This window comes from Halorubrum sp. SD41 (assembly GCF_058630335.1).
Genome location: NZ_JBZVGZ010000002.1, coordinates 20,016 through 30,685 on the forward strand (window position 1 = coordinate 20,016; position 10,670 = coordinate 30,685).

At 74.0% G+C, this 10,670-nt stretch carries 10 protein-coding genes; 2 read left to right on the plus strand and 8 right to left on the minus strand.

Translation table 11 applies throughout. The annotated features are described in order from the left end of the window. Window positions 1-38: 38 nt before the first annotated feature. Entirely contained in the window at window positions 39-536 is a 498-nt protein-coding gene (locus tag AC4NMM_RS00870; RefSeq protein ID WP_096393605.1) for a LabA-like NYN domain-containing protein, read from the plus strand. A gap of 25 nt (window positions 537-561) precedes the next feature. On the opposite strand, the gene AC4NMM_RS00875 is transcribed toward AC4NMM_RS00870, so the two are convergent. The 7 genes from AC4NMM_RS00875 to AC4NMM_RS00905 all read right to left on the minus strand — a co-directional run bounded on the left by AC4NMM_RS00875 (window position 562) and on the right by AC4NMM_RS00905 (window position 7,894). Beyond that, a complete protein-coding gene (locus AC4NMM_RS00875; protein ID WP_491923298.1) occupies window positions 562-1,827 on the minus strand; it encodes a M20/M25/M40 family metallo-hydrolase in 1,266 nt (421 codons plus the stop codon). Next, on the minus strand, window positions 1,824-2,849 hold the full coding sequence (gene dapF / locus AC4NMM_RS00880; RefSeq protein ID WP_491923299.1) for a diaminopimelate epimerase: 1,026 nt from the start codon (window positions 2,847-2,849) through the stop codon (window positions 1,824-1,826). Before dapF ends, AC4NMM_RS00875 begins: the two co-directional genes overlap by 4 nt. Continuing rightward, the gene (lysA, locus tag AC4NMM_RS00885) at window positions 2,846-4,228 is read right to left on the minus strand and encodes a diaminopimelate decarboxylase (protein WP_491923300.1); all 1,383 of its coding nucleotides are present in this window, start codon (window positions 4,226-4,228) and stop codon (window positions 2,846-2,848) included. The genes dapF and lysA overlap by 4 nt, the downstream gene beginning before the upstream one ends. Next, entirely contained in the window at window positions 4,225-5,064 is an 840-nt protein-coding gene (locus tag AC4NMM_RS00890; protein WP_491923301.1) for a 2,3,4,5-tetrahydropyridine-2,6-dicarboxylate N-succinyltransferase, read from the minus strand. The genes lysA and AC4NMM_RS00890 overlap by 4 nt, the downstream gene beginning before the upstream one ends. A gap of 57 nt (window positions 5,065-5,121) precedes the next feature. Next, window positions 5,122-5,940, minus strand: a complete 819-nt coding sequence (dapB, locus tag AC4NMM_RS00895) for a 4-hydroxy-tetrahydrodipicolinate reductase (RefSeq protein WP_491923302.1) — start codon at window positions 5,938-5,940, stop codon at window positions 5,122-5,124. Next, window positions 5,937-6,935, minus strand: coding sequence for a 4-hydroxy-tetrahydrodipicolinate synthase (gene dapA / locus AC4NMM_RS00900; protein WP_096393599.1), 999 nt, complete (start codon window positions 6,933-6,935; stop codon window positions 5,937-5,939). The genes dapB and dapA overlap by 4 nt, the downstream gene beginning before the upstream one ends. A 275-nt stretch (window positions 6,936-7,210) precedes the next feature. After that, on the minus strand, window positions 7,211-7,894 hold the full coding sequence (locus AC4NMM_RS00905; RefSeq protein ID WP_491923303.1) for a haloacid dehalogenase type II: 684 nt from the start codon (window positions 7,892-7,894) through the stop codon (window positions 7,211-7,213). A 144-nt stretch (window positions 7,895-8,038) separates the two neighbouring features. Here AC4NMM_RS00905 and AC4NMM_RS00910 point away from each other — a divergent pair, with 144 nt between their 5' ends. Next, entirely contained in the window at window positions 8,039-8,977 is a 939-nt protein-coding gene (locus tag AC4NMM_RS00910; RefSeq protein WP_491923304.1) for an HD domain-containing protein, read from the plus strand. 30 nt (window positions 8,978-9,007) lie between these two features. On the opposite strand, the gene AC4NMM_RS00915 is transcribed toward AC4NMM_RS00910, so the two are convergent. Continuing rightward, window positions 9,008-10,600 (minus strand): aldehyde dehydrogenase family protein, encoded by a 1,593-nt coding sequence (locus AC4NMM_RS00915; protein WP_491923305.1) that lies wholly within the window; start codon window positions 10,598-10,600, stop codon window positions 9,008-9,010. Window positions 10,601-10,670: the final 70 nt, after the last annotated feature.

A 10,670-nucleotide genomic window follows, 5' to 3' on the forward strand; every position in this document is an offset into this window, starting at 1 on the left:
TCCCAAAGCCCCTAACGGCGGGGGGTGAAGGGGGACGCATGAGCGAGATTCACCCGGACCAGCGCGTCGCCGTGCTGGCGGACTCGCAGAACCTGTACCACTCCGCGCAGAGCGTCTACTCGCGGAACATCGACTACTCCGGCCTGCTCGACGAGGCCGTCGCGGACCGGTCGCTCGTCCGCGCCATCGCGTACGTGATCCGCGCCGACTCGCCCGAGGAGGAGAGCTTCTTCGAGGCGCTCCGCGACATCGGCTTCGAGACGAAGATCAAGGAGATCAAGACGTTCGCCGACGGCTCGAAGAAGGCCGACTGGGACCTCGGGATGAGCCTCGACGCCGTCTCCTTGGCGAGCCACGTCGACACCGTCGTCCTCTGCACCGGCGACGGCGACTTCGCCCGGCTCTGCTCGCACCTCCGCCACGAGGGGGTCCGCGTGGAGGCGATGGGGTTCGGCAACTCGGCCGCCGACGAGCTGATCGAGGCCGCCGACGACTTCGTCGACCTCGCCGAGGAGGAGGACACCTTCCTGCTGTAGTCGGTCGCGCGTCTGCGGCGTCCCGCTACTCGTCGCCGAGCAGCGAAGCGACGGTTCGCTCGACCGCCGTCGCGGCCGCCTCGACCTCGCGCACCCGCACGTACTCCCGCTCGGCGTGCGCGACCGCGCCCGCCTCGTCGGCGAGGTCGCCGGGTCCGAAGACGACCGTCGGCGCCGGTGCGAAGTAGGAGGCCTCCGTCGCGGCGCCGAACGGGCGGGCGTCGCCGCCGCGTCCGCCCGGAAGGCCGACCGCGTCACCCGCCTCGCGCGCCGCGGCCGCCACGGTCCGGACGAGTTCGTGGTCAGGGTCCGTCGCGAACGCCTCCAGGAACGGCGACTCGCGGTCGGTGAGCGAGACAGCGCCGTCGACGCCGTCGCGACCCTCGCCGACGTCGCCGACGTCGTCCGTGCCGCCGGAGAGCGACGCCCGCACCGCGTCCGCGAGCGACGACCGGAACCCCTCGGCCGTCTCCGGCGGGACGCTCCGCCGGTCGACGGTGATCGCGCAGTCCGCCGGCACCTGGTTCGTCGCCGCGCCGCCCTCGATGACGGTGGGCGTGAGCTTCGGCGGGCCCAGCTGCGGGTGGGCGTCGCCCCCGTCGTCGAACGTCCGGATCGCCCCGAGCGCGTCCTCGGCGGCCGCGACCGCGTTCGCGCCGGCGAACTCCGCGGCGTGCGCGGCGGTCCCCGACAGCTCCACCGTCGCCTGAAACCGCCCCTTCGCCGCGGTACACGCGTCGAGGCCGGTCGGCTCTCCGACCAGGTACAGGTCGCCGTCGAGCCGGTCCTCCGTCCCCGGGAGCCGCCCCGTCAGCGCCGCCGCGCCGAGCGAGAGCTCCTCCTCGTCGGGGGTGAGCACGAGCGTGAGCCGCCCGCGGTCGGGGTCGGCGGTGAGGAATCCCGACAGCAGCGCCGCGAGCGGCCCCTTCGCGTCGCAGGCGCCGCGTCCGCGGATCACTTCCTCCGGGCCGTCGACGGTCGACGCCGAGGTTCCCCGCTCGTCCTCGGTCGCCGCGCCCCGCTCGAACGGGACGTGCGGCGTCACCGTGTCGAGGTGGGTGTTCAACACGAGGTGCGGCCCCGCCTCGGGCGCCGGCGAGCGCTTCTCCGCGAGGACGCAGCCGTCGGCGACGACCCCGGGGTCGGCGCCGCGGTCGGCGAGGGTCTCGACGACGAACTCGCGCATCTCGTCGACCGACTCGTGGGAGGGGATCCGGACCGCGTCGTCGAGGAAGGAGACGGGGTCGAAGTCGGAGCCGCGCCCCGGGTCGGGTTCGCTCTCCCCGGTCATCGCGGGTCTGCGGGGAGCGTCCCCGGGAACTCGTGGGCGACGGGGCCGGTCAGCGTGGCGTGGCCGCGGTCGGGAACGGTGATCGCCAGTTCCCCGCCGGGCGGGCGGCTCACCGCCTCGTCGCCGTCGATCAGTTCCAGCCGGCGGGCCGCCGCGACGACCGCGACCGCGCCGGTGCCACAGGAGCGCGTCTCGCCCTCGACGCCGCGCTCGAAGGTTCGCTGGTCGAGGACCGCGGGCCCGTCCCCGGAGCCGTCGTCGACGACCGCCGCGAGGTTCACGTTCGCGCCCTCGGGGAAGACGTCGGCGTGGCGGACCGGCGGCGCGACCGCGTCGAGGTCGACCGCGTCGATGCCGTCGGGATCTTCGCGGCCGCCGTCGACGAACGCCACCGCGTGCGGGACGCCGGTGTTGACCGCGGTGACGGTCAGCCCTTCCACGGGTTCGTCGACCAGCGGTTCGTCCGCGAGCGCGCCCTCGCGGGCGACCGGGACGCGCCGGGGGTCGAACGTCGGCTCGCCCATCTCGATGGTGGCGGCGCTCCCGTCCGCGCTCACGGTCGCCCGGCGGGTGCCGGCCTGCGTGTCGATCATGAACTCGCGGTCGCCGGTCCGGTCGTGGGCCCACCGCGCGACGACGCGGGCGCCGTTGCCGCACATCGTCGCGGTGGAGCCGTCCGGCTGGACCAGCGTCATCACGACGCGGGTCGGGTCGAACCGCTCCTCGACGCTTACAAAGAGGACGCCGTCGGCACCGCGTCGCCCGCCCGCGTCCCGGGAGTCGGCGGGCGCGGCGCGGTCCGCGGCGGCGGCGGGCGCGGCACGGTCCGCGGCGTCGGCGGGCGCGGCGCGGTCCGCGGCGGCGTCGACGCCGAAGTCACGCCCGTCGACGCCCGTCTCCCGGTCGCAGTGCGCCCGCGCGAACGCCGCGCGGTCGCCGACGTTCTCGGCGGCCGCGTCGACGACGAGGAAGTCGTTGCCCGTGCCGTGGTACTTCTCGACCGGGACGGCGTGGGTACTCATCGGTCGCCCTCCGGTCGGTCGGTTCGGCCGCGACCCGCCTCCCGCTCGACCGTCGTCAGGTCGCCGATCGTCTCTCTGCGTCGGGCGACCGCCGCGGTTCCGTCGTCGAGCGCGACCTCCGCGGGCCGCGGTCGTGAGTTGTATTGGCTCGCCATCTCGTATCCGTACGCGCCCGCGACGCCGACCGCGAGGAGGTCCCCGCGGTTCGGGTCGGCGAGCGCTCGGTCTCTACAGAGGGTATCGCCGGTCTCACAGATAGGTCCGGCGACGGTGACAGGGGTTGCCGGCCGGTCGTCGGGGGCCGGGGCGTCGCTCCCGTCGCGCTCCCGCCCGCCGCCGAGGTTGCGGACCGGGTGGTAGGCGTCGTACATCGCCGGGCGGAGGAGGTCCGTCATCCCCGCGTCGACGCCGACGACCGTCTCGTCCGGCGTCTCCTTCACGGTGTTCACCCGCGTCAGGAGGACGCCCGCGTCGGCGACGACGTAGCGTCCGGGTTCGATCGCGAGGTCGACGCCCGCTGGCAGCGGCGCGACCGCCTCGCGCGTCGCGTCGGCGACGGCCGACAGGTCGAGCGCCGGGGCGTCCTCCTCGTAGGGGACGCCGAACCCGCCGCCGACGTCGACGTATTCGAGGTCGACGGGGGCGACGTCCGCGGCCGCGTCGGAGTCCTCGCCGTCCGGGTCCGCGAGGTCGCGGGCCAGCTCCCCCATTCGCGCGACGAGCTCGCGGTGGCTGTCCAGCTGGTCCGGGTCGATGCCGGAGCCGGCGTGGGCGTGGATCCCGACCACGTCGAACCGCTCGGCCGCCGCTCGGGCCGCCTCGGCGGCGCGGTCGTACGGGATCCCGAACTTCGCGGCGCCCCCGGTGGTGACCTTCTCGTGGTGGCCCGCGCCGACGCCGGGGTTCACGCGGACGCAGACCCGGCCGTCGTAGCCGCGCTCCGCGAGGCGGTCGAGGGTGTCGACCGCGCCGACGGTGACCGTGAGCTCCGGTTCCGCCTCGGCGACGCCGACGACGTAGTCGAGGTCGCGGGCGGGCGGGTTGACCGCGGTGTAGTGGAGCCGCGAACCGTCGAAGCCGGCCGCGAGCGCGCGGTCTACCTCGCCCGCCGAGGCGCACTCGGCGTCGAGGCCGGCGTCGCGGACCGATTCGAGGACGCGTCGCCCGGTGTGCGCCTTTACGGCGTACCGCACGTCCGCGTCGGGGAACGCCGCGAGCAACCGTTCGCAGTTCTCGCGGACGCGGTCGAGGTCCTGGACGTACAGGGGGGTCTCGTGGGCGTCCGCGAGCCCGCGGAGGCGCTCGGCGTCCCAGTCGCTCACGCGGCGGGCCGGTGGATTTTCCAGCGCGGCCGCTGCGCCCGCGTCGCGGTCGCTCATTCGCGGAGCGCGTCCTCCCGCCGCGTCGCTTCGAGGGTGTCCTCCTCGACGTGCGTCGCCACGACGGCGGGCTTGTACGCGCCGCCCTCGAAGAGTTCGTGGTCGCCGACGGACGACTCGACCATCCGGGTGAACGCGCGGCGCTCGGCCGGGAGGTGGCCGTAGATCACTTCCTCCTCGACGAGGTCGTAGACCGGAATCCGCGGCGTCAGGAGCGTGTTCTCGCCGACGATCGAGTTCTCGCCGACGCGGAAGCCCGACGTGACCCGGCAGCCGGCGCCGAGCGAGACGCCGTCCTCGACGATCACGGGCGCGTCCTCGACGGGTTCGAGGACGCCGCCGATCAGCGTGTTGGCGCCGAGCTTGACGTTCTCGCCGAGCTGCGCGCAGGAGCCGACGGTGTCACAGGAGTCGACGAGGGTGCCGTCGCCAACGTACGCGCCCATGTTGACGAACGAGGGACTCATCATGATACAGTCGCTGCCGAGGTACGCGCCGCGGCGGATCGCGGTCCCGTCCGGCGTGTTCCGGGTGCCGCGCTCCGCGAGGTCGTCGGTGTCGCGCAGCGGGAGCACGTCGTGGTAGGTGACGCCGCCGTACTCGCGCGCCTCGGTCTCGCGCAGGCCGAAGTTGAGCAGGATGCCCCGCTTGACCCACTCGTTGGCCTCCCACGAGGTGACGTCGTCGCCGGTCTTCTCGGCGGCGCGGACTTCGCCGGCCTCTAAGGCGGCGAGGAACTCGTCGACGACGGCCGCGTCGGCGTCGGTCGCGTCCGCGGCGGTCAGTCCGTCCTGATAGCGGTTCCAGAGGTCGGCTACGTCGGCTTCGAGGCTCATTGGGTAGTGTATGGATGAGTGTCGGTATTTACTCGTCGATATACTGATTCCCCGCAGTTATTCATCGCCGTCCCGGGCCTCGTCGCCGTCCAACACGTCGCCGAACCCGTACCAGCCCGGATCGCGGCCGGCGAGCCACGCGGCGGCGTCGAGCGCGCCCTCGGCGAACACCCCGCGGTCGCCGGCGCGGTGCGTGAGTTCGAGCGTCTCGCGGTTTCCGGCCAGCAGGACCTCGTGCTCGCCGGTCACGTCGCCCGCGCGGCGGGCGTGGACGCCGACCTCGCCCGGGCTCCGGGGGGCGTCGCCCTCGCGGCCGTGGACGCGCTCGTCGAGGTCGTCGCGGGCGTCCTCCACGTCGTCGAGGATCGACTTTGCGGTGCCCGAGGGGGCGTCGCGCTTCGCGTTGTGGTGCGTCTCCGTCAGCTCCACGTCGTAGCCGGGGAGCGCCGCGGCGGCCTCGCGGACCGCCCGGCGCAGCGCGGCCACGCCGCGCGCGAAGTTCGACGCCTTGAGCACGGGCACCGCCTCGCTCGCGGCCCGGAGACTGTCGATCTGCGACTCCGCGAAGCCGGTCGTCCCGGTGACGAGCGCGACGCCCGCGTCGGCGCACGCCTCGGCGTACGCGACCGCCGACTCGGGGCCGGTGAAGTCGACGAGGACGTCCGGGTCCTCGCTCGCGAGCAGGTCGTCGAGGTCGTCGGCGTCGGCGACCGGGACGCCCGCCACGGGGTCGGTCGCGGTGCGGTTGACCGCGACCGCGACGGCGACGCCCTCGCGGTCGGCCGCGGCCTCGATCACTTCGCGGCCCATGCGGCCGCCCGCGCCGGTGACGGCGATCCGGAGGTCGGCGTCGGCCGAGTCGCTCGCGTCGCTCATTCGGCGCCCTCCGTCGCCGCCGAGCCGAGATCCGTCGGGTCGAGCGCCCCCGCCGCGCGCTCGTCGTACGCGGCCAGCAGCTCGCGGAGCGCGTCGCGTCGCTCCTCGGAGAGCCGCGAGAGCGGCGACCGGACGCGGGGCCCGCCGCGCCCGCGGATGTGCATCGCCTCCTTCACCGGGATCGGGTTCGTCTCGGCGAACAGCTCGCGGACGAGCGGCGACAGCTCGTGGTGGAGCGTCCGCGCGCGACCGTAGTCGCCCGAGAGCGCGGCGCCGACCATCGCGCAGGTCCGCTCGGGCTCGACGTTGGCGACCACGCTGATCGTCCCCGTCCCGCCGATCGAGAGGACCGGCAGCGTGAGGCCGTCGTCGCCCGACAGCACCGCGAACGACTCCTCTCGGGTGCGCTCGATCACCTCGCTTATCAGGTTCAGGTCGCCGGAGGCCGCCTTGTACCCTCGGATGTTCGGGTGTTCGGCGAGCTCGACGGTGACGTCGACCGGGATCGACTGCCCCGTGCGGCTCGGCACGTTGTAGACGATCTGCGGGAGGTCGACCTCGTCGGCGATGGTCCGATAGTGTTCGAGGAAGCCGGCGGGCTCGGGCTTGTTGTAGTACGGCGAGATGAGCAGCAGGCCGTCGGCGCCGGCGTCGGCCGCGCGCCGCGACAGCGACAGCGCCTCCGCGGTGTTGTTCGAGCCGGTGCCCGCGATGACGGGGATGTCGTCCAAGGCGTCGCGGACCGTCTCGATCACCGCGACGTGTTCGTCGTGGCTCATCGTGGCCGACTCGCCCGTCGAGCCGACGGGGACGACGCCGTCGACGCCGGCGCGTTCGAGGTAGCGGGCGTTGTCGGCGAGCTGGTCGTGGTCGACCGCGCCGTCGTCGGTGAACGGGGTCGTCATCGCCGGGTAGACGCCCTCGAAGGGGGCGTCGGTCGCGTCGCCGTCTGGCTGTTCCGTCGTGTATGGGGTCGTGGTGGTGGTGTCCGTCATGGGTGCTGCGGTGGGTTCGGGTCGGTGAACGGGCCGATGCGCGCGAGTCGAGGGTCGTCCGGGACGGGGTCGCCACTCCCGCCGGCGGACGGTTCACGCGCGTTTTTTCGAGAAGAGCCGCGTCGCTGGCGTCGACTGCTGGCCGCGTGCGGACGCGGAGCGAATCACACCGGCATATGGAACCGACGCGCGCTTATACGTTGTGCCTCGGGTCGAAACTGCCGCGGCGATCGGTCGCCGGGCCGCCACGCGGGGTCCTCGCGTGTGCGGCGCAGTCACGCCCCGAGCCGGTCCGCGAGCTCGTGGAGCGTCTCGACCGTGAGGTCCGGGTCGCCGCCGAACGGCTCCCACGGCGTCCCCTTCCGGTCGACCCACGCGGCCTGCATCCCGGCGTGGCGCGCGCCCAACACGTCGAACCAGCCGGCGGTCGCGTGGACCACCTCGTCGACCGGCGTCCCGGTCCGGGCCGCGCCGTGGCGGTAGAGCTCGGCGGCCGGCTTGAACGTCTCCACCTCGTCGGCGCTGATCGCGTCCTCGACGAGGTCCGCGATGTCGGCGTGGTCGACGAGCGAGGCGAGCATCTCGGGGTCGCCGTTCGAGAGGACGTAACAGTCGTACCCGGCGTCGCGGAGCCGACCGATCGCGTCGCGCACGTCGTCGAACACCTCCAGCTCGTGGTACACCGCGAGGATCTCGTCGCGCTCCGCGTCCGGGAGTTCGACGCCGTGCGCGTCGAGCGCGTACGTCAGCGCGTCGCGGTTCATCTCGTAGAACGGCTGGTACGCGTCGACCGCGTTCGCCACGAACGTGTACGCCAGCGACCGCGACCGCCAGAGCCGCGACACCGGCTCGGGGTCCGCGACTCGGTCCGCGAGCGCCGCCTCGGCGGCCTCCACGTCCACGAGCGTGCTGTACGAGTCGAACGTCACCGTCGAGACGCGGTCGGGATCGAACGCCATGCGCGATGCCACAGCGGGCGGCCGGATAAGCGGTCGGGGCGCCGGCAGGCTCCGTCGCGGTTCGGCCGACGAGACCGCGGCGGTCCGGACACCGGAACCGCGCGGCTCGCACATTTATCCCGGGCGGGCGACTCTGGAGGACGCATGAGCGACCCTGCCGACGACGCGCCCGATCCGACGGACGACGATGAAGTCCCCGACCCGACCGCGGAAGACGCGCCCGACCCGACCGCGGGAGCGGTCGAGGACGCGGACGTCGACCTCGGTGCCGACACCGACGCCGGCCGCCACGAGTACGACCCGGACGCCGACCACGCGTTTCCCGACGAGCGGCTCAACGAAGTCCTCGCGCGGCTCGAATCCGACGAGGAGGTCGTCGCCTACCTGGAGGCGCAGAACGTCAACCCGGTCGCGCGGAAGGGGTACAACGACCACGGGTCCAAGCACGTCGAGATCGTCCGCGACCGCGCGCTCCGGCTGTACGACCTGCTCAAGTCCGGCGGCGTCGAGTTCAACGGCGCCCGCCAGCAGGGGTTAGAGGAGGCCGACGAGCCGGTGATCGTCGCGCTGGCCGCGACGCTCCACGACATCGGCCACGTCGTCCACCGCCACGACCACCCGTACTACTCGATCCCCCTGGCGGCGGACCTCCTGGACGACCTGCTGCCCTCCTTCTACGGCGTGGCCGATCAGGTCCGGATCAAGGCCGAGGTGCTCCACGCGATCTTATGCCATCACACGGAGGAGCAGCCGCTCACGCTGGAGGCCGGCGTCGTCCGGATCGCGGACGGCCTCGACATGGAACGCGGGCGCTCGCGCGTCCCCTACGAGGAGGGCGGCCGCGGGATCAACACCGTCTCCTCGCAGGCGATAGAGCGCGTCTCGCTCCGCGAGGGCGACGAGACGCCGGTTCAGGTCGTGATCCGGATGAACAACGCCGCCGGCGTCTACCAGGTCGACTCGCTGCTGAAGGCGAAGATCGAGGGGTCGCTGCTCGAAGACCGGATCCGCACCGTCGCGATCAACACCCACAGCGACGGGAACGACGGGAACGGCTCGATCGTCGACCGGATCGAACTCTGATCGCTCGGGTTCGGGCCCGAACGTCCAGATTCAGGGACCCCGAAGCGTGTCGCCCGCGCCGTTCCGGTGGGGCTCCTCGTCGACGACGCTCGTCGCGGCGACGGTCGTCGTCTGCGCGAGGCGGCCCGGCGTGAGCCCCCCACAGAGCTGGCTCCCCTCGGCGGTCCCGCCGCCCAGCACCGGCGCCGCCTCGAACCCGTTCGAACGCGCGCCCGTCGCCGCGATCCCCGGCTGATTGACGACCAACCGGCCGGGAGCGAGGCGCTCCGCGACCCTGCGGGCGCGGCGCTGTTGGGTGGTGTGGACCGCCGCGGCGTGGGGCGAGCCGATCTCGGCCGCGAGCGCGGTCGCGGCGTCGAACCCGCTCCGCCCGTGGACCGCGACCGCGGGGATCCCCGGCAGCGCGGCGAGCCGGTCGTCGGCGCCGTCGGGCTCGGCGACGAGGAACGCCGCCTCGCGGGCCGCGCTCGGGAGGTCGAGCGCGGCCGCCAGCCAGCGCGGCGAGTTCCCGCGGGGGTCCGCCTCGGCGTTTTCGTCCGTTTCGTCCTCGTCGAGGAGCGCGCGGAGCCGGTCGCGCTCGGCCGCGTCGAGGACGTACCCGCCCTCCGATTCGAGCGCGGAACGCAGCCGGTCGACCGCCGGGGACACCGTGACGACCGCGGCGTCGCCCGCGGGGTGGGCGCCGAAGTCGTAGGTCGCCCCGACCGCCACCCGCGTCGCCACGGCCTCGGCCGGGACCGAGCCGTCCGCGACGGAGACGACGCCGTCGGCGCTGGTGGCGACGTTCGGCGTCCCGCAGCGCTGCCCCGCGGCGACCGTCGCCTCGGAGCCGGCCGCGACGACGAGGTCGGCCCGCTCGAACAGCGCGTCGGTCTCGGGCTTCGCCGCCGGCGCGGGCAGCATCGACACCGCGCCGGTCGGCGCGCCCGCGTCGGCGAGCGCGCGGCGGACGGTCTCGACGACGACGTCACACGTCTCCACGGTCGACGGCGAGGGCGCAAAGACGACCGCGTTCCGGGCGGCGAGCCCGTACAGCGAGAGGACTGCGGGCATCACCACCGCGTGCGTCGCGGGGACCGCCGCGCCGACGACGCCCGTCGGCCCGGCGACAGTCACCGTGCCCGCCGCCCCGTCGCGGTCGACCACGCCGGCGGTCGGCGCGTCCCGCAGCGTCCGCCGGGCGGCGTCGAGCGCGGTCGCCGCCTTCTCGGCCTTCGTTCCCGGGTGCCCCCGCCCGGTCTCGTTGGCCGCCGACCGCGCGAGGCGGCTGACCGTCTCCCTGTCGGCCAGCCGCTCGCCGACCGACCGGACGAGGGCGTCGACGTCGTCGGGGTCCCACGCCGCCAGTTCGTCCGCCGCCGTCCGCGCGGTCGCGACGGCCCGCGACGCGCGGCTCGGCTGGTCCGCGGCGCTCGTCGCGGACCGGCCGGCGGCCGGTTCGCGCGAGTTCCCCTCCGCCGCGGGGTCGGTATCGGCTCGGTCGGCGGTCGCGTCCACCTCCGCCTCCGGCGTCGCTTCGTCGCCCTCGGCCGCAGCCGCTCCGTTTCGTCCGGTCGATTCGCCCTCGCCGAGCCCGGCCGCCGTGCCCGGCCCGTCGCCGTCGCCCGCTCGGTCCCCGTCCATGGATCCAACTGCGTCGGTATCCGGTTTATTCTCACCCCGTGGAACACTGTGTCACCGCGCGCGAGAGTCG

What these genes read in the sequence shown, in the direction of transcription:
- AC4NMM_RS00870 (WP_096393605.1), top strand. Translation starts at nt 39, where the DNA reads ATGAGCGAGATTCACCCGGACCAGCGCGTCGCCGTGCTGGCGGACTCG.
- dapA (WP_096393599.1), bottom strand. Translation starts at nt 6,935, where the DNA reads ATGACGGACACCACCACCACGACCCCATACACGACGGAACAGCCAGAC.
- AC4NMM_RS00875 (WP_491923298.1), bottom strand. Translation starts at nt 1,827, where the DNA reads ATGACCGGGGAGAGCGAACCCGACCCGGGGCGCGGCTCCGACTTCGAC.
- AC4NMM_RS00910 (WP_491923304.1), top strand. Translation starts at nt 8,039, where the DNA reads ATGAGCGACCCTGCCGACGACGCGCCCGATCCGACGGACGACGATGAA.
- AC4NMM_RS00890 (WP_491923301.1), bottom strand. Translation starts at nt 5,064, where the DNA reads ATGAGCCTCGAAGCCGACGTAGCCGACCTCTGGAACCGCTATCAGGAC.
- dapB (WP_491923302.1), bottom strand. Translation starts at nt 5,940, where the DNA reads ATGAGCGACGCGAGCGACTCGGCCGACGCCGACCTCCGGATCGCCGTC.
- AC4NMM_RS00915 (WP_491923305.1), bottom strand. Translation starts at nt 10,600, where the DNA reads ATGGACGGGGACCGAGCGGGCGACGGCGACGGGCCGGGCACGGCGGCC.
- lysA (WP_491923300.1), bottom strand. Translation starts at nt 4,228, where the DNA reads ATGAGCGACCGCGACGCGGGCGCAGCGGCCGCGCTGGAAAATCCACCG.
- AC4NMM_RS00905 (WP_491923303.1), bottom strand. Translation starts at nt 7,894, where the DNA reads ATGGCGTTCGATCCCGACCGCGTCTCGACGGTGACGTTCGACTCGTAC.
- dapF (WP_491923299.1), bottom strand. Translation starts at nt 2,849, where the DNA reads ATGAGTACCCACGCCGTCCCGGTCGAGAAGTACCACGGCACGGGCAAC.